At 71.9% G+C, this 18,126-nt stretch carries 16 protein-coding genes; 6 read left to right on the plus strand and 10 right to left on the minus strand.

Annotated features, from left to right (window positions below; translation table 11 throughout):
* The first annotated feature begins 304 nt into the window (after positions 1–304).
* Positions 305–1,771 (plus strand): PP2C family protein-serine/threonine phosphatase, encoded by a 1,467-nt coding sequence (locus tag KI385_RS07550; RefSeq protein ID WP_238571436.1) that lies wholly within the window; start codon positions 305–307, stop codon positions 1,769–1,771.
* Positions 1,772–2,055: 284 nt separating this feature from the next.
* Here KI385_RS07550 and KI385_RS07555 read toward each other — a convergent pair whose 3' ends face one another.
* Positions 2,056–3,582, minus strand: coding sequence for a DNA-binding protein NsdB (locus tag KI385_RS07555; protein ID WP_238571437.1), 1,527 nt, complete (start codon positions 3,580–3,582; stop codon positions 2,056–2,058).
* A 285-nt stretch (positions 3,583–3,867) separates the two neighbouring features.
* Here KI385_RS07555 and KI385_RS07560 point away from each other — a divergent pair, with 285 nt between their 5' ends.
* Positions 3,868–5,001: an aminoglycoside phosphotransferase family protein gene (locus KI385_RS07560; RefSeq protein WP_238571438.1), complete on the plus strand. Its 1,134-nt coding sequence runs from the start codon at positions 3,868–3,870 to the stop codon at positions 4,999–5,001.
* Positions 5,002–5,358: 357 nt separating this feature from the next.
* The gene (locus KI385_RS07565; RefSeq protein WP_238571439.1) at positions 5,359–7,365 is read left to right on the plus strand and encodes an N-acetylmuramoyl-L-alanine amidase; all 2,007 of its coding nucleotides are present in this window, start codon (positions 5,359–5,361) and stop codon (positions 7,363–7,365) included.
* A gap of 110 nt (positions 7,366–7,475) precedes the next feature.
* Here KI385_RS07565 and KI385_RS07570 read toward each other — a convergent pair whose 3' ends face one another.
* From KI385_RS07570 to KI385_RS07580, 3 genes are all read right to left on the minus strand, one after another.
* Entirely contained in the window at positions 7,476–7,976 is a 501-nt protein-coding gene (locus KI385_RS07570; RefSeq protein WP_128508318.1) for a hypothetical protein, read from the minus strand.
* Positions 7,977–8,072: 96 nt separating this feature from the next.
* Positions 8,073–8,468: an ACT domain-containing protein gene (locus KI385_RS07575; RefSeq protein ID WP_238571440.1), complete on the minus strand. Its 396-nt coding sequence runs from the start codon at positions 8,466–8,468 to the stop codon at positions 8,073–8,075.
* A 10-nt stretch (positions 8,469–8,478) separates the two neighbouring features.
* On the minus strand, positions 8,479–9,087 hold the full coding sequence (locus KI385_RS07580) for a CGNR zinc finger domain-containing protein (RefSeq protein ID WP_238571441.1): 609 nt from the start codon (positions 9,085–9,087) through the stop codon (positions 8,479–8,481).
* A 178-nt stretch (positions 9,088–9,265) separates the two neighbouring features.
* On the opposite strand from KI385_RS07580, the gene KI385_RS07585 reads away from it, so the two are divergent.
* Complete coding sequence (locus tag KI385_RS07585; RefSeq protein WP_238571442.1) at positions 9,266–9,994, plus strand: maleylpyruvate isomerase family mycothiol-dependent enzyme; 729 nt, start codon at positions 9,266–9,268, stop codon at positions 9,992–9,994.
* Positions 9,995–10,041: 47 nt separating this feature from the next.
* Positions 10,042–10,770: a leucine-rich repeat domain-containing protein gene (locus KI385_RS07590; RefSeq protein WP_238571443.1), complete on the plus strand. Its 729-nt coding sequence runs from the start codon at positions 10,042–10,044 to the stop codon at positions 10,768–10,770.
* Between the two features lie 117 nt (positions 10,771–10,887).
* Here the strand turns inward: KI385_RS07590 and KI385_RS07595 are convergent, their stop codons facing one another.
* From KI385_RS07595 to KI385_RS07615, 5 genes are all read right to left on the minus strand, one after another.
* Positions 10,888–11,127, minus strand: a complete 240-nt coding sequence (locus tag KI385_RS07595; RefSeq protein WP_128508322.1) for a DUF397 domain-containing protein — start codon at positions 11,125–11,127, stop codon at positions 10,888–10,890.
* A 138-nt stretch (positions 11,128–11,265) separates the two neighbouring features.
* Positions 11,266–12,447, minus strand: coding sequence for a thiolase domain-containing protein (locus tag KI385_RS07600; RefSeq protein ID WP_238571444.1), 1,182 nt, complete (start codon positions 12,445–12,447; stop codon positions 11,266–11,268).
* Positions 12,444–13,496 carry a thiolase domain-containing protein gene (locus tag KI385_RS07605; protein ID WP_238571445.1) on the minus strand — a complete coding sequence of 351 codons (1,053 nt, stop codon included), beginning with the start codon at positions 13,494–13,496 and terminating at the stop codon, positions 12,444–12,446. Before KI385_RS07605 ends, KI385_RS07600 begins: the two co-directional genes overlap by 4 nt.
* Positions 13,496–14,467, minus strand: coding sequence for a Zn-ribbon domain-containing OB-fold protein (locus tag KI385_RS07610; RefSeq protein ID WP_238571446.1), 972 nt, complete (start codon positions 14,465–14,467; stop codon positions 13,496–13,498). Before KI385_RS07610 ends, KI385_RS07605 begins: the two co-directional genes overlap by 1 nt.
* A gap of 15 nt (positions 14,468–14,482) precedes the next feature.
* Positions 14,483–15,283, minus strand: coding sequence for a crotonase/enoyl-CoA hydratase family protein (locus KI385_RS07615; protein WP_238571447.1), 801 nt, complete (start codon positions 15,281–15,283; stop codon positions 14,483–14,485).
* A gap of 163 nt (positions 15,284–15,446) precedes the next feature.
* Here KI385_RS07615 and KI385_RS07620 point away from each other — a divergent pair, with 163 nt between their 5' ends.
* Positions 15,447–17,075: an acyl-CoA synthetase gene (locus KI385_RS07620; RefSeq protein WP_238571448.1), complete on the plus strand. Its 1,629-nt coding sequence runs from the start codon at positions 15,447–15,449 to the stop codon at positions 17,073–17,075.
* A 119-nt stretch (positions 17,076–17,194) separates the two neighbouring features.
* On the opposite strand, the gene KI385_RS07625 is transcribed toward KI385_RS07620, so the two are convergent.
* Entirely contained in the window at positions 17,195–17,815 is a 621-nt protein-coding gene (locus KI385_RS07625; RefSeq protein WP_238571449.1) for a chorismate mutase, read from the minus strand.
* Positions 17,816–18,126: the final 311 nt, after the last annotated feature.

Raw genomic sequence — 18,126 nt, forward strand, 5'->3', positions numbered from 1 at the left:
GCATCCGGTGCGGGGGACGGGCTGGCAACGGGATTTCCGCTGACCGGCATTCTTGCCGGTGACTGCGGGCCGTATGCCTCGTTCCCACCATGGATCGGCGGAAACGCCTGCTGTACGGCGGCCGAAGCCTAGCCTGGAAGCTGTCATTCCGCAGATTCGCCCCGGGGTTGCCACCGAAGGCCGCTGGCATATGCCGGATGCACCACCGTATCGGGTAGTGCCAAATCCCTTACGGACGGTCGCAGCCTGTGCAACAGTCGTTACCGGCCCTTCAGCCCGGCGCCGCCTGATCACGGAGTACGTCATGCCGTCCCCTCTCTTCGCGGATCACCCAGCCGACCGGCCCCCCGAGCGCGACACGGTCGAGGCACTCATCACGCAGGCTCGCCGCCTGCGCGGCGGTCTCGACGCGGTGCGCCGGGAGTCCGCGGTGGACACCGACCTCGCCATCGACCCGCAGCTGCGCTGGCAGCGGGCGCTGTGCGATCTCGCCGTGCACCACCTCGACGACCTCGGGGGCCATCTCGACCAGCTGAGAGAGGGCCTGCCCGCCCAGAGCGAGGACGACCTCGCGCCGGAGGCCGAGCTGCCGGCCGCCCCGCCGGAGCCCGAGCCGCGCGAGCGCGGTGCGCTGCTGCGCCGGGTCGGCAGCGCCGAGTGGAATCTGCTCACCGACGAGGTCAGCTGGTCCGACGAACTCTTCGCGATGTTCGGCCGGTCCCCCGCCGACGACCCGCTGACCCTTGACGAGCTGCCGTCCCTGGTCCACGCCGAGGACCAGGAGGGTCTGGCCACGATGGTCACCGACTGCCTGGTGGACGGCCGGCCGATCGACGGCGAGTTCCGCATCGTGCGTCCGGACGCGAGTCTGCGCACGGTGCACATGGTGGGCGAGCCGGTGCTCGACGCCGACGGCAGCACCGCATGCATGTGGGCCGTGCTGCGGGACGTCAGCGAGCTGCGCCGCAGCCAGCAGACGGTACGCGAGACCCGTGACTCGCTGCACCGCGAGCGGCAGATCGCGCAGACCGAGCACCGGCTTGCGGTCGAGCTGCAGGAGGCCGTGCTACCGCCGTGGCGCGGCTCCCTGCGGTTCCCGCAGGGTGGCAGGGTCGCCCTCGATCTCGCCGGGCGCTATCTGCCGTCCGGCACCCGCGCACTGATCGGCGGCGACTGGTACGACGCGCTGCAACTCCCTGACGGCAGCACGCTGTTGAGCGTCGGCGATCTCACCGGACACGGCGTCACCGCGACCTCGGGCATGGCGATGGTGCTCGGCGCGCTGCGCGGTATGGCGGTCGCGGGACAGCGGCCCGCTCCCCTGATGGGCTTCCTCAACCAGCTGCTGGACACCGCCGCCCAGCCGGCGCTCGGCAGCGCGGTGTGCGGCCGGTTCGACCCCGATACCCGCATGCTGGAGTGGGCCCAGGCGGGGCACCCCGCACCGCTGCTCTTCCGCGGCGGCACGGGGCGCGCGCTGGACCCGCCCGAGGGCGTACTCCTCGGGGCGACTTCGGGTGCGGCATACACCCAGCGCACCGAGCAACTGGAAGCCGGTGACCTGCTCGTGCTGTACACCGACGGACTGGTGCCACGCCGTACGCAGGGCGCGGACACCGCCCACGAGGGTGCCGAGCGGCTCCTCGCCCTGGCACCGCGGTTCGCCGCGGCCCGCAGTGCGCAGGACAGCGTCCGTATCGTCGTCGAGGAGTTCGGCAGCGCCGAGCGCGAGGACGACGCATGTGTGCTGATCGCCAGGGTCGGCGACTGACACACACCGCGGCAGCTGAGGGCGGACCGGCGATTCCGAAGCCGGTCGCCCCGATGGCATCGGGTGAGGGATCGTCAGTCAATAGATGAGACGGCAGATCTGGCCATGACGCCTGGCCAGGCACACGTTGCCTCGTGCGGACCGAATGACGCACCGTCATATAGGTGCCACATCCCGCTTCAGGCCCGGTAGTTGGACCGCGAAGCAGGGCGTCGAAACCAGACCTCGAAACCGGATCGGCATCAGACCGGTCAGCCCGATCAGACGCCAGGCCGGACGTCAGGTCAGACCGAGAAAGTGTCCCCGAGTCCCGATCCGAGCCCTGGGCTGAGCCGTACCCCCTTGGCCTTGGGCTTCGCCTTCGGCAGGACATGCTGGATCTCCTCGCGCAGGTCCTGGATCTTGGCGTAGTTCGCGTACTGCCCGGTGAGCCGGAACATTTCACGGAGCCGGTCCCAGGTGCGATGGGAGGAGTTCTCACCGATGGACACCAGCGCCAGCCTGGCGTAGCGGTCGGCCTGTTCGGGGTCGTCGCCGATGAAGCAGGCCGACGCCATCGAGATGTAGTCGAAGATCTGCGACCGCTGGCGGCCGTTCTCCCGCAGTCTCAGCGCCTGTTTGGCGTGGTGCTGGGCGATCCTGGCAGCCGCTGGGTCGTGGTCGGCCAGGGTACGGAAGGCCAGCGCCTGCATACCGTGCAGATCCGCCTCGTCGAACATCTGCATCCAGCACGGCGGCGGTACATCGCCCTTGTCCGAGATGAAGAGCTCCTCCGCCTCGCCCAGGGTCCGGCGCATCGCCTGGCCATGGCCCTTGGACGCCTGCGCCCAGGCCTCGATGGTGTGCAGCATGGCGCGGGTGCGCGGCAGGGTTTCCTCGCCGGAGCCGGACTTGGCCAGCGTCATCAGGTCCAGCGCGTCGTCGGGGCGGCCCAGATGGACCATCTGACGGGCGGCGCGGGAGAGCGCCTCCCCGGCGCGCGGGCGGTCGCCGCCCTCGCGCGCCGCATGGGCGGCGATGATGAAGTACTTCTGGGCGGTCGGCTCCAGGCCCACGTCATGGGACATCCAGCCGGCCAGCACCGCCAGATTGGCGGCCACCCCCCACAGCCTGCGCTGCAGATGGTCGGGGTGGCGATAGGCGAGCATGCCACCCACCTCGTTGAGCTGGCCCACCACGGCCTTGCGCTGCAGCCCGCCGCCGCGGGCCGCGTCCCAGGCGCGGAACACCTCGACCGAGCGCTCCAGCGCATCGATCTCCTGCGACCCCACGGGGGCCGCCTCGTAGCGGTCGAGGCCGATCTGGTCGAATTCGTCGAAGGAGTCGTCGGAAGCGAACGGGTTGTCGTGGCGTGGGGCGGGGGCCGGGTCGGTGTGCAGCCAGTCGTGCATGGCGCCGGTGAGTGCGGAGCCCGCGGCGAGCGCAGCGCCCGCACCCACCAAGCCGCGTCGGTTGAGCATGAGGTCCATTCCCGTGAATTCCGTGAGGACCGCAGCGGTCCGTTCGGGAGCCCACGGCAGACCGTCCATGGCCTGCCGCTTCCCCGAGCGACCGGTTCTTGCGAACCCGAGGTCCTCGATGGTTACGACACGGCCGAGGCGCTCGGTGAACAGGGAAGCCAGGACCTTGGGCACCGGATCCCGGGGACTCTCCCCCATATCGATCCAGCGCCGCACGCGCGAGGTGTCGGTCGCCAGCTGCGGATGGCCCATGGCCGCCGCCTGCCGGTTGACCAGTCTCGCCAGTTCTCCTTTGGACCAGCCGGCCAGGCCGAAAAGGTCCGCGAGACGGGTGTTCGGCTCTCTGTCCACGTCAAGCCCCCAGGTTCCTCGACTGAGTTGACAGTAACCGGCCGTGACATGGGCTGCGACCATTCGCCAGGGTTCGCCAGGGTGCGCCAGATGGTCTGCCACCCGCAGCCGCGTGTTCTGTAGATATGCCGCCCCCGGCCCGGTGGCGGGACCGCATTCCCCAGGGTGCGCGCCCTTCACAGGGACCCTGGATCGGCCTCCTGCACGGGGCCCGTTCACGGGTTCCCTCCACCGGGCCGGGGAGCGCACGCAACTCGTCGGCGCACGAAGGGATCTGTCTCACCCATGTATGCAGCATCGTCCTCCGTGACCGCCCCCACCCGGCCGTACCGCCCGCACCCCACCGGAAGCGGGCCGTATCTTGCTCCCTCTCCTTCCGCGGGGGCGGTGACCGGACTCCCCGGCGGCCGTACCCGGCGGGCACAGGGGACGGGCACCCAACCGCTCAGCGGGAGACTCGACTTGTCCGGCCCCCAGGGCGCTCAGCTGCGCGCCGCCGTTGCCTCGGTGCACCGCATCTGTCCGGAGTTCAATCCGGTCCAGGTGCTGCGGCGCAGCGGTAAGTCCGTCCTCCTGGTAGGCACCACAGGCCGTATGACCGCGGTCGCCAAGTGTTTACTGGACCACTCCCCCGCGTGGGCGGAAAGGTTCCGGCAGGAAATAAGTGCATACCGCGCATTCGTCCGGCATCGCCCGCCGGTACGGGTGCCGCGGCTCGTGGCGGCCGACCCCGACAACTGCACGCTGATCGTGGAGCGGATGCCCGGCCGGGTCGCCGCCATGACCCGGCATCCGTCCGAGGCGCCTCCCCGCGCGGACGTACGGGCCGCGCTCGGCGCGATCTGCCGGATCAATGTCTGGCGCCCGCCGGCGGGTCTGTTCGACGCGCCGCTGGACTACGCGGGCCGGATCGGCCGCTATCACGACCTGGGGCTGCTCACCGACCGGGACCTGGGCGATCTGCAGAAGCTGCTGCACGGCCTCTCGCACACCCAGGGCCAGTTCTGCCACGGTGACGCACTGCTGAACAATGTGCTGCTGTCCCCCGCGGGTCCGGTGCTGCTGGACTGGGACAACGCGGGCTGGTATCTGCCGGGCTACGACCTGGCGACGCTGTGGTCGGTGCTCGGTGACGCCCCGGTGGCCCGCCGGCAGATCAGCCAGCTCGCCCAGAATGCCGGGCCGGCCTCGCGGGACGCCTTCCTGGTGAATCTGATGCTGGTGCTCACCCGCGAGATCCGACGTTACGAAACCGCGGTCCAACGGACCATGCGCGAGCCCACGCCGACGGGGACACCGGGTCCGGGACAACCCGGGGTCCCCGCGGCGGGCGAGGAGCAGCGGCTGCTCCTGCGCCGGCTGCACGACGACTGCCAGATGGCGCGGCGTGCGGTACGGGCGGCGGTCGGCACCCGCTGACCGCCGAGGGGGAATTGTGAGCGGCGCGCCCGGGTACGGGGCGCGCCGCTCACCCATGTGCACCGTCCTGCCCCCGCTCGACTCCGTCGCCGGCCCGTCCGTGGCCACCGCCGTCCGAGCCCTGGCCATTGGTCCATTCCACTGACGCCTCGCAGGCCCGGCAACCGCTCCGGGAAGGCTCCTCTCGAGATGCCCTGACATGCGAAATCCCGACCCGAGATGGTGATTGACGGACCGTCGGCAAACGTATAGCTCTAGGGTCGCAGGGGCTCTAGTCTTTCGGTTCCCGCCCCCGTACGGCCGTTTGCGCACCAACCGTCACACCGCTCCGGCTCGGGCCGGTTCGAGGAGGTTGTTTTGCGAGGATCCGCCCCGGAAGACGAGAAGAGAATCCACCGCCCCGCCCTGCGCAGATCCGCCACCGCCGTCGCGGCGGCGGTGCTGCTGCTGCCGCTCGCGGGAGCACCGTCCGCGAGCGCCGGGCAGCCCCGGACGGACGATCTGCAGCGCGCCTTCACCGATGCCGCCGCCCGTTTCCATGTGCCGCGCAGTGTGCTGCTCGGCGTCTCGTATCTGGAGTCCCGCTGGGACGGCCACGGCGGCGCGCCCAGCGTCTCCGGGGGCTACGGTCCGATGCATCTGACCGACGCCCGCACGGCCCTGGCGCGGGCGCCGGAGTTCAGCGAGGGCCACGAGGATGCCCGCGGTGACGGCGCACGCGCCCGTAAGCGGGTGCCGGCCGACGCGGCGGAGCGGGCCGCGCTGCCGGCCGAACTCCCCGCCCGGCTGCGTACGTTGGACACGGCCGCGCGGCTGACCGGTCTGCCGGCCGAGAAGCTGCGCACGGACCCGGCGGCGAATGTGCTCGGTGGGGCGGCGCTGCTCGCGGCGGAGCAGCGCGAGCTGGGGCTGGCCGCCGACGCGGATCCGGCCAAGTGGTACGCGGCGGTGGCGCGCTACGGCGGCCAGGACAGTGCGCGCGGCGGTAAGGCGTTCGCGGACGAGGTGTTTGCGGTGATGCGCCAGGGCCAGGCGCGCACGACCGACGCGGGGCAGCGGGTCACGCTGGCCGCCACGCCCACGCCGGCTCCCGACACCGCACAGCAGAAACGTCTCGGCGGTCCCGCCACCCGGGCGGCCGCGCCGGGCGCCGGGCGCGCGCTGGAGTGCCCCTGGAACGTCGCCTGCGAGTCGGTCCCGGCGCCGTACGAGGAGTTCGACGGCAACGACTACGGCAACCACGATCTGGCGGACCGCCCCAAGGACCAGAAGGTCAACGCCATCATCATCCATGACACCGAGGGGTCCTGGGACGTCACCCTGAAGCTGATCAAGGACCCGAAGTATGTGTCCTGGCACTACACGATCCGCTCCTCGGACGGCTTGATCGCCCAGCATGTGCCGACCAAGGACGTCGCCTGGCACGCCGGCAACTGGTACATCAACTCGCACTCCATCGGCATCGAGCACGAGGGCTTCCTCGCCGCACCGGACGCCTGGTACACGGAGGCGATGTACCGCACTTCGGCCCGCCTGGTGAAGTATCTGAGCCGCAAGTACGACGTGCCGCTGGACCGGCAGCACATCCTGGGCCACGACAATGTGCCCGGCACGACGACGCCCACGATCCCCGGTATGCACACCGACCCCGGCCCGTTCTGGGACTGGGCGCACTACTTCTCCCTGCTGGGCAAGCCGTTCCACCGCACGGCGGGGTCGCACGGCGGGCTGGTCACCATCCTCCCCGACTACGACGAGAACAAGCCGCTCTACACCAGCTGTGAGAAGGCCGGTGACACCTGCGCGCCGCACGGTTCCACGGCGGTGCGGCTGTACAGCGCGCCGGATGAGAACGCACCACTGGTCAAGGACGTCGGGCTGCATCCGAACGGCAGTGACTCGACGGACGGCGTGAACGACACCGGTGCCCGCGCCACGACGGGCCAGCGGTTCGCGGTGGCGGGCCGGTCCGGCGACTGGACGGCGATCTGGTACCTCGGCCAGATGGCGTGGTTCCACAATCCGCACGACGAACCGACGGCGGTGAACGCCAAGGGGCTGATCGCCACCCCGAAGGCGGGCCGGGAGGAGATCCCGGTCTACGGCCGCGCGTACCCGGAGAAGGAGGCCTATCCGGCCGGTGTGCCGTACCAGACGGTCTCCCCGCTGCCGTACAAGCTCACCGCCGGCCAGGCGTACGCCGTCGGGGGCCGGATGACGGGCGAGTTCTTCTACGCCCCGACCTTCGACGTCTCCAAGCATGCGATCGTGCGCGGCGCGGACGTCTACTACGAGGTCCAGCTCGGGCACCGGGTCGGCTTTGTGCGGGCGGCCGACGTCGACGTACGGCAATCGGATTCGTAGGGCGGGCCCTGGCTCCGCTCGCCCGGCGGTCGGGTGAACACCTCGCGCCCGGTGGACGGCGATCCGTCCACCGGGCGCGAGGCATGTCCGCTCCGGCGTCTGCTCCGGGCTCAGCCCTGCTGGAAGAGCTCCGCCGGCAGCGGCTTGAGCAGGGCGTAGAGGTCGTCGGTGATCGGCCGGTCCCAGCTGGCGATGGTGACCAGCACGCCGTCGTTGCGGTCGAACTGGGCGCAGGAGATCCGGCCCTCGGAGCACTTGATGCGCTTGACGATCAGCAGGTTGTCGTCGTGCATCACCGGGGTGTCCTCGCTCTCGACGACCGTCACCGGCTCGTCGTTGCCGAGCGCCGCGAGCAGCTGGGCCACCTCGAAGGGCACCTCGTCGTCGTCGAGGTCACGGGCCGGGGAGCCCTCCGGCAGATTGCCGATGATCATCGCGGGGCCGCGGCCGCCGAAGAGGTCGTAGCGGAGGAAGACGCCCTGGCAGCTCCCGTCGGGCGCGGGCAGCAGCCCGGCTCCGAGATTGCCCGGCCAGTCCCCCGGGTCCATGGCGAGGACGTCGAAGTCAGGCCCGGCGGGCGTGGCTGCGCTGCGGCGGCGGAGGAAGGACATGCCGCCATCGTACGTGGCCCGGCCGGGCTCGCCGCGCGGACGTCGAGGTAAGCGTCACCCGGTGGGCGAAGCCGCCGGCCGCCCTGTTGCCGCTTCTCAGGCCCGGCCGGCCGGCGCACCGAGGAGGCGCAGCGCCTCGTCGGCGGCGTCGTACGGCACGAAGAGGTGATCGTGGTGGAAGCCGGCGACGACATTGCAGCTGAGGCCGGCCTGTGCGAGTGCGGTGGCGACGGCGGCGGTCAGCCCGACGGCGTCCAGCGCGGAGTGCACCCGCAGGGTGATCCAGCCGGCGACATAGTCGTACGCCAGGCCCGCCCGGTCGGCCTCTTCCTGACGGACGACGAGGGTGTGGCCTTCGGGCTCGGCGACGGTGACGACCGGCGTCAGGCCCTCGGGGAGAGCCCCGGGCACGGTCGTAAACACATAGCGGCCCTCGTTCAGCTCGGGTCGCATGTCGCTCAGCAGGACCTGAAGATCGCGTTCGCCCGTCATGCGGCCCACCCTACGGTGCGCCGTCCCGCCCTTCCCGGCGTCGTTCGTGGTGGCGGGCGACCCGGGCGCGGTTGCCGCAGGAGGGGGTGCACCACTCCTGGCGGGCGTGGTCCTTGACGAAGTAGCGCACACAGCGCGGGGCCGGGCAGGCCCGCAGCAGCGCGCGGTCGGGGCCGTCGAGGAAGGCGATGGCGGCGCGGGCCAGCGCGGCGACGATCCGGTCGGCGGCGGGTGGGGAGCCGGCCGGGTGCAGCCGCAGCTCGGGCGGCGCACCGGGGTCCCAGCTGAGCTGCGGTGCGGTGGGGGCCAGGGCCGCGGCGGCGTTCAGCCGGCGGATCGCCTCGCCCTCCGGGAGCAGCCGGTGGGCGTCGGCGGAGCTGGGTGGTCCCGGCCGGACGGCGCGCGCGAACAGCGACCGGACGGCGGCCCGCAGCTCCCGTACTGCGGTGTGCAGCGCCTGGTCCGGGATGACCGGGTCGGTGGCGCAGTCCAGCAGGGCGGCCCGCTCGTGCAGCCATACCGCGAGGCCGGCCGTATCGGCGAGGTCGTCGGCGACGCCGCCGTGGCCGTCGTGGCGGATGGTGACGGCGAGATCCAGTGCGAGCCGTGTTGCGGTCATGGAGCTAATGGTAACGTCGCGATTAGCCATTAACACCTCCGGGGGCGGCATGGCCGAGCCACGTCAACTGCCGTGCGGCCTCCCGGTCTTCGCGGGCGAGCCGCCCACGTTCGATCCAACACACCCGGCCGGCCCACCGCCGCGCCATCGATCACCGGACGAAGGGGTTGCTGTGGGCATGACGACGGAGCGGGCACTGCCTGTCGAGGAGGTACGGGCCGAGGTCGAGGCGGGTCAGCGGCGGCTGCGTGCCCTGCTGCCCGCGCTCACCGACGCCCAGGTGCGTGAGCCGAGCGCGCTGCCCGGCTGGTCGCGCGCCCATGTCCTCTCCCATATCGAGGGCATCGGGCTGGCCATGGCCCGGCAGGCCCGCTATGCGCTGCGCGGTGAGCTGATCGAGCCGTACGACGGCGGCCGCCCGGCGCGCGCGGCCGGGATCGAGGCCGGTGCGGTGCGCGATGCGGCGGCGCTCGGGCACGCCGTACGGGCCGCGCTGACCGAGGCGTCGGCGGCCTGGGCGGCGGTCGGTCCGGCCGACTGGTCGCGCCCGGTGCGCTACCGCGACGGTGATCTGCGCACCGCGTTGCTGTGCTGGTGGCGGGAGTTGGAGATCCATACGGCGGACGCCAAGATCGGCCACGGACCACGGGACTGGCCGCGGGAGCTGTGCCGCCACCTCCTGGACCACCTGGCGCCGCGCGCACCGAAGGATCTGCACCTCGCGCTGGAGGCCACCGACGGCACGCTCACGCGGCACTACGGATCCGGTGCCGCGCAGGCGGTGACCGTCCGCGGCCCGCTCACCGATCTCGCCGCCTGGATGGCCGGGCGTGCGCCGCACCAGCCACTCGACTGCCGTCGGTCGGGGGCGAAGGCCCCGCTGCCCGAGCTGCTCGACTGGCCGTAGCGAACCCCGCCGGCCTCCGACACCGCTCACGGAAGGACACCGCACCCGTGCTCACCACGCCTCGTACCCTCAACTTCTGGAAGGCGGGCCTGAGTTCACTGCCGCCCGAGATCTGGCGGCGCGAGGACTGGGAGGTGCTGATCCTCGCCGACAACGCCCTGACCGAGATCCCGGCGGCGCTCGGCCGGCTGCGCGCGGTGCACACTCTGGACCTCGGCCACAACGCTCTGGCATCGGTGCCCGACGAGATCGGCGGGCTCGCGGGGCTGACCCGCTATCTCTATCTGCACGACAACCGGCTCACCGAGCTGCCGGACACGCTCGGCAGGCTGGACCGGCTGGGCTATCTCAACGTCGGCGAGAATCCGCTCGGCCGACTGCCGGCGGCGCTCGGCAAGATGGCAGGGCTGGTCGAACTGCGGGCGCAGAAAGCGGAGTTGACCGCGCTGCCGGAGTCCATCGGGCGGCTCGGCCGGCTGCGGGAGCTGTGGCTGGGCGGCAATGCGCTGACCGGGCTGCCCGAGAGCGCCGGGGCGCTGTGCGAGCTGCGGGTGCTGGAGCTGCGGGAGAACGCCCTGCCCCACGTCCCCGAGGCGCTGCGCGCGCTGCCGCTGCTGCGCCGGATCGATCTGCGCGGCAACCGGATCGAGGAGGTGCCGCCGTGGATCGTGCGGCTGCCGTCGCTGGAGAAGCTGGACCTGCGCTGGAACACCGTGGAGGACACGGCGGCGACGGTCCGGGAGCTGCGGGAGAGGGGGTGTGTCGTGCTCACGTGACCGGCGGAGCGGATCCGCCGGCCACCTCGGCTCCGGCCACGAGCACACCGGTCGGCGTGCCGCGGGCGCAGGCGAGCGGCGGGCCCTGCGGCACCGGCCGACCGCTGCCGGACTCGGCTACGTAAGGTCGAACTCGCCGTCCCGGGCATCCAGCACGAACGCGCGCCACTCCGCCGGGGAGAAGATCACCGCCGGGATCTCCGGGCTGCGGCGGTTGCGCATGGCGATATAGCCCTCGACGAAGGCGATCTGGACGTCGCCCACGCCCTGGCTGCTCGACTGCCACTCGGCCTGCGTCAGGTCGAGTTCGGGCCTGGGCCCGCCCGCGAGCCGCTCCTCGGTCATGCTGTCGGCCACGTTCCCCGCTCCTCCCGGTTCGTCGTCCGCGGTCAGCCTAACCACTGTGTCCGGGGACGGACAGAGGACGTGGCGAGGCGGTGGAGTGGTGGCTCGGGGAGGGGCGCGCCGCCCGGGCGCACCCGCCCCCGAGGGGTGTCAGGCGGCCGGGGAGTCGGCGCCGACCAGCCACATCGAGAAGAACTGGGCGCCGCCGCCGTAGGCGTGCCCCAGGGCCCGGCGGGCTCCGTCGATCTGGTGGTCGCCGGCTCGGCCGCGTACCTGGAGGGCGGCCTCCGCGAAGCGGATCATGCCGGAGGCGCCGATGGGGTTGGTGGACAGCACCCCGCCCGACGGGTTGACCGGGAGGTCGCCGTCGAGTTCGGTGACGCCGGCCTCGGTGAGCTTCCAGCCCTCGCCCTCGTCGGCGAAGCCCAGGTTCTCCAGCCACATCGGCTCGTACCAGCTGAAGGGGACATACATCTCCACCGCGTCGATCTGCCGGCGCGGGTCGGTGATGCCCGCCTGCCGGTAGACATCGGCGGCGCAGTCCTTGCCGGCCTGCGGGGAGACGAAGTCCTTGCCGGCGAAGAGGGTGGGTTCGCTGCGCATCGCCCCGCCGTGCACCCAGGCCGGCGGGTGCGGCGAGCGCGCGGCCCCGGCGCGGTCGGTGAGGATCATCGCGCAGGCGCCGTCGGAGGAGGGGCAGGTCTCGGAGTAGCGGATCGGGTCCCAGAGCATCGGTGAGGCCTGGACCTTTTCCAGGGTGATGTCCTTCTCGTGGAGGTGCGCATAGGGGTTCCTGAGGGCGTTGCGGCGGTCCTTGTAGGCGACGAGGGAGCCGACGGTGTCGGGGGCGCCGGTGCGGCGCATGTACGCGCGGACGTGCGGGGCGAAGAAGCCGCCGGCGCCGGCGAGCAGGGGCTGCTGGAAGGGGATCGGCAGGGACAGGCCCCACATGGCGTTGGACTCGGACTGCTTCTCGAAGGCGAGGGTGAGGACGGTGCGGTGGACCCGGGCGGCGACCAGGTTGGTGGCGACCAGGGCGGTGGAGCCGCCGACCGAGCCTGCGGTGTGCACCCGCAGCATCGGTTTGCCGACGGCGCCCAGGGCGTCGGCGAGGTACAGCTCGGGCATCATCACGCCCTCGAAGAAGTCGGGGGCCTTGCCGATCACCACGGCGTCGATGTCCGCCCAGGTCAACTGGGCGTCGTCCAGGGCTCGTCGGGCCGCCTCGCGGACGAGTCCGGCGATGGAGACATCGTGGCGGGCGGCGACGTGTTTGGTCTGGCCGATGCCGACGACGGCCACGCACTCCTTCGCTGTCGCAGCCTTGTTCATGACTCCCCCTCCAGGACGGCGACCAGGTTCTGCTGCAGGCACGGCCCCGAGGTGGCGTGCGCGAGGGCGCGGTCCGATGCGCCCCGCTGGATACGGGCGGCGGCCTCGCCGAGCCGGATCAGTCCGGCGGCCATGACGGGGTTGGCGGCCAGTGCGCCGCCGGACGGGTTGATCCGGACCGTGCTGCCCGGGGCGTCGAGTTTCAGTGCGCGGCGCAGTACGACCTCCTGGGAGGTGAAGGGGGCGTGCAACTCGGCAATGTCCAGGGGCCGTTCGAAGGCTCCGGCGCGTTCCGCGGCGAGCCGGGTGGACGGTGAGTCGGTGAGGTCGCGGACGCCCAGGCTGTGGGCCTCGATGCGGTGGTCGAGGCCGCGGATCCAGGCGGGGCGGGCGGTCAGCCGGCGGGCGGTGTCGCCGGCGGCGAGGATGACGGCGGCCGCGCCGTCGCCGACGGGCGGGCAGTCACCGGTGCGCAGCGGGGCGACGAGGTGCTCGCCGGCCGGCACGGGGCCGCGCAGTTGGGCGTGCGGATTGGCTTCGGCGGCGGTGCGGCTGCGGGACGCGATACCGGCCAGTTCGCGCTCGTCGGTCAGGCCGGCGTCGATCAGGGCGCGGGCCTGGAGGGCGGCGAGCGCGACGGAGTCGGGCCACAGCGGGGCCACGTAGTACGGGTCGAGCTGGCGGGTGAGGACCTCGCGGACGTCACCGGGCGAGGATTTGCCGTACGCGTAGACCAGTGCGGTCTCCGCCTCGCCGGTGAGGATCTTCACCCAGGCCTCGTACAGCGCCCAGGCGCCGTCCATCTCGACATGGGATTCGGAGATCGGCGGCCAGGCGCCGACGCCGTCCAGGGCCATGGTGAAGGAGAAGGCGCGGCCTGCGAGGTAGTCGGAGGAGCCGGAGCAGGTGAAATCGATGTCCCGGGCCTTGAGGCCGGTCTGTGCCAGGACGTCGTGGAGTACCGGCATCAGCATCTCGACCTCGGAGGTCTCCGCGCTGTCGCGGACGTGATCGCTCTGCCCGAAGGCGACGATGGCGACCTCGCGCATCAGATCAGCTCCTTGTAGCTGTCGTAGTCGGCGTCGGGTTCGCCGGTGGGGCGGTAGTGGTCGGGGAAGCGGCCGTCGTCGGTCCATACGGGTTCGACGCGCAGGCCCATCCGGACCTGGTCGTACGGGATGCCGCCGATGCGTGCGTGCAGGGCCAGGTCGGCGCCGTCCAGGGCGATATGGGCGTAGACGTAGGGGACCTCGATATCGAGATTCGCCGTATGCCGCGCCTTGATGTTGACGATGCAGAAGGTGGTGACGGTGCCGCGGGGGCCGACCTCGACCTGGGCGTCGGTGGCGACGCCGCAGGTGGGGCAGGCGCCGCGGGGCGGGACATACACCTTGCGGCAGGACGGGCAGCGCTCGCCGATGGTCCTGCGGTCGGCGAGCGCGTCGATATAGCGGGACTGGGCGCGGCCGGGCGAGTAGGTGTAGTCGAGCCGGGCGGGGGCGGTGATACCGGTGACCGCGTCGGCGAACTCGCCGCTGTGCGGAGCGGGTTGGTGGCCGTTGCCGGTGCTGCGCTCCGGTTCGCTCCGCTCCGGTTCGAAGCAGGCGATGTCGGTGATCGCGCCGGTGCGCTCCGCGGCCCAGCGGACACGGACCCGCATACCGGTGTGTACGGCGTCGGCGCCGGGTGCGTCCAGTGCGTGCAGCAGTGCGGTGTCGGCGCCGTCGAGGCGGACCAGCACCCAGGCGAAGGGGGTGGCGAGCGGCTGGCCGCGGCGTGGCGCCGGGTTCCAGGCCCAGGTGGTGACGGTGCCGCTCGCGCCGACCCGGACCAGCTCGCGGATCTCCTCGGCGGTGACCGGGTCGTATTCGGCGGGCGGGACCACCACTCGGCCGTCGCTCCCCCGGACCCCGAGGACGGTGCGCTCGCGCAGCCCGGTGAGGAAGGCGCTCTGGACGGGGCCGAGCGAGCGGGTGAAGGGGAATTCCACGACGAGGGGCGCCGTGCGGACCTCTGGCATGCGGGACTCCTTGGGTCAGGCGCGCCGGTAGACGGGTGGGCGCTTCTCCGCGAAGGCCCGGGAGCCCTCTTTGGCGTCGGCGGTGTCGAAGACGGGCCAGCCGCGGGCGAGTTCGGCCTTGAGCCCGTCGGCCTCGGTCATCTCGGCGGTCTCGTAGACGGAGGCCTTGACGGCCTCGACGGCGAGCGGTCCGCAGCCGTTGATCTGTTCGGCGATCTCCAGGGCCTTCTCCAGCGCGCCGCCGTCGGGCACGACATGGCCGATCAGTCCGATGCGCGCTGCCTCGGGCGCCGGGTAGGGCCGGCCGGTGAGCAGCATTTCCAGGGCGTGGGTGCGCGGGATCTGGCGGGCGAGGCGGACGGTGGAACCGCCGATCGGGAACAGCCCGCGTCTGACCTCGAAGAGCCCGAAGGTGGCGCTCTCGCCGGCGACGCGGATGTCGGCGCCCTGGAGGATCTCCGTACCGCCGGCGACGCAGTGGCCCTCGACGGCGGCGATCACGGGCTTGCGGGGGCGGTGGTGCCGCAGCATCGCCTTCCAGTGCAGGTCGGGGTCGGCGCGCAGCCGGTCGCGGTACCGCTCGCCGGCCATCCCGTCGCCCGCGAGGGCCTTGAGGTCCATTCCGGCGCAGAAGGTGCCGCCGGCGCCGGTGAGGACGATGGAGCGGATCCCATCGTCCTCGTCGGCGGCGACCCAGCCGTCGTACAGGCCCACCAGCATCGGCAGCGAGAGCGCGTTCTTCGCCTCCGGCCGGTTGAGGGTGAGCACCAGTGTCGCGCCGACGCGCTCCACGGTCAGATGTTCCGTACCACCCATTCCGTCCTCCCGTCTCAAGACGTAGAACAGGTTGCAGTAGCCGCACAGCGACTTCAAGGCTTTTCTGACAGACAGTCAGATTTCTTGGCCGTGGCCCTTCCCTGCTCCTCGCCACGGCGCTCTAATGACCGCCAAGCCGACGCCCGCCCGGTCTGGAGGAGACGTGGAGTACAACCTTGCCGACCTCTTCGAGTCGATCGTCGACACGGTTCCCGACCGCGAGGCGCTGGTGTACCTCGACCACCCGGGCTCCGGCGCCGAACGGCGGCTGACCTACGCCGAACTGGACCGCGCCGCCAACCGCCTCGCCCATCACCTCGGCGAGCGCGGTATCGGCCCCGGCCACCACGTCGGACTGCACCTCTACAACGGCATCGAATATCTCCAGGCCCTCTACGCCTGCCTGAAGATCCGCGCCGTACCGGTCAATGTCAACTACCGCTATGTGGAAGAGGAGTTGGTCTACCTCTACCGGGACGCCGACCTGGTGGCGCTGATCTACGACGCGGAGTTCACCGCGCGGGTGGCCGCCGCCCTCCCCCACACGCCCGGGCTGCGTCATCTCGTACGGGTCGGCACCCCGCCCGCCGGCGCCCCCGAACCGCGGATCGCGCCCGTCGCGCTCGCGGACGCCGAGGCCGCCGGGTCACCCGCGCGCGGATTCGGCCCGCGCTCCGCCGACGACCAGATCGTCATCTACACCGGCGGCACCACCGGCATGCCCAAGGGCGTGATGTGGCGCCACGAGGACCTCTTCTTCTCCGGGATGGGCGGCGGCGCACCGACCGGCGAGCCGGTGGAGCGGCCGCGGGAACTGGCCGAGCGGGTCGCGGCCGGCGGCGAGGGGATCGTCTTCTTCCCCACACCCCCGCTGATGCACGGCACCTCCACCCTCACCGCGTTCATCGCCTTCCACTTCGGCCAGAAGGTCGTCATCCACCGCAAGTACGTGCCCGAGGAGGTGCTGCGGACCATCGAGCGGGAGCGGGTCACCAGCGTCTCGCTGGTCGGCGATGCGATGCTGCGCCCGCTCGTCGATGCGCTCGGCGGGCCACTCAAGGGCACCGACTGCTCCTCGCTGTTCAGCGTCAGCAGCTCCGGGGCGATCCTCTCCGAGACCGTACGCGACCAGTTCAGCGCGCTGGTGCCGCATGCCATGCTGCTCAACAACTTCGGCTCCTCCGAGTCCGGCTTCAACGGCACCGCCACCGACGACTCGGGCCCGGACAACGGCTTCCGGCTGCGCGTCAACTCCCGTATGGCCGTGGCGGATCCGGTGACGCACGAGCTGGTGCCGGCCGGCGAGGTGGGCCGTCTCGCACTGCGCGGACACGTCCCGCTGGGCTACTACAACGACCCGAAGAAGACCGCCGAGACCTTCTTCGAGGCGCACGGTGACCGTTGGGTGCTGCTCGGCGATATGGCCACCGTCGACGAGGAGGGCATCGTCACCGTCCTCGGCCGGGGCTCGCAGTGCATCAACTCCGGTGGGGAGAAGGTCTATCCGGAGGAGGTCGAGCAGGCGCTGAAGGCCCATCCGGATGTGTATGACGCGCTGGTGGCCGGGGTGCCGGACGAGCGGTGGGGCCATCACGTCGCGGCCGTGGTCCAACTGCGGTCCGGTGCCGGGCCGTTGGACCTGGAGGGCATCCAGGTCCACTGCCGGACCCGCCTGGCGGGCTACAAGGTGCCGCGCGCCGTCGTCTTCACCGACCGTATCCAGCGTTCGCCCAGCGGCAAGGCGGACTACCGCTGGGCGAAGGCGGTGGCGGCGGGCGAGCGGGAGGCGTGAGCCGGTCCCGCGTGCCCGGCGGCGGGACGGGCCGGGCGGCGGGACGGGCCGGGCACGCGGGACGGGCCGGGCGGCGGGCCGGGCACGCGGGACGGGCGGGGTGCCGGGGCGCCCCCGGGTCAGGCTTCGGCGCAGACCGACCGCAGGGAGCGGGCCAGCGCCACCGTGTGCAGGCCGTCCAGGTGCCGCTCGTGCCGTACGTGCGCGGCGGCCGCGGCCAGCAGCGGGGCGCAGTACGGCGCGGAGCGGGCGGCCGGGGAGTCGGCGATGGCCCGCACCAGCTCGCCGTTGATGCGGTTGATCTCCTTGCGCACCTCGCCGAGATCGGGGCGCTCGGTCGGCGCCCGGCCGGGGTCCGCGTCCCAGGCGCGGTGCAGCCCACGCTGAACGATCTTGCTGGCCTCGATCTGGTCCCGGAAGATCCGCACCGTCGCCTCCGGGTCGGCGCCCAGCTGCCGGGCCTGTTCCGCCACCGCGTTCAGCACCTCCTGCTCACGGGCCGGATCGTCGATCGGACTGCCGGTGCCCCATTTCGCCGCGGCCACCAGATCACCGGTGGCCAGCCGCTCCGCGGACAGCGCGGCGAGCGGGTGGAGTTGGCCGTACGGGGAGTGCGCGGTGGCGGTGGCCGCGGCAGGCGGGGTGGCCGGCGCCGCGACGGCCCCGCCGGCTCCGGTGAACAGGGCGGTCGCGGTGGCGGCGGCGATCAGCGCGCGGCGTATCGAGGTGGTCGGCTGCACGGGCGGCCTTTCGTGAATCTCGGGACTGCCGAGGGGAGTTGCCGGGACGGCGTACGGCCGTGAGCCTAGGGCCTGTCCGACGGGTCGCGTGGCGGAACTCGAGCTGACTTCGGTGTGGTCCCGTACCGGCCATCGGGACGCACGGCTGTGCCCGGGTCGTGGTCTCGGGCGCGCCAGGACCAGCACTTTGTGGTGCACATCGCTCGTTCGGGTGGTTGATGCGCGGAGGAGATCTGCGGGGCTCGCACTTGGCTGTTGACTGGCTGGACTGGAGTGAACTCGCCTACGGAACGAGGTAGTTGGTCATGATT

The sequence above is a fragment of the Streptomyces inhibens genome, assembly GCF_022221585.1.
Classification (GTDB): Bacteria; Actinomycetota; Actinomycetes; order Streptomycetales; family Streptomycetaceae; genus Streptomyces; species Streptomyces inhibens.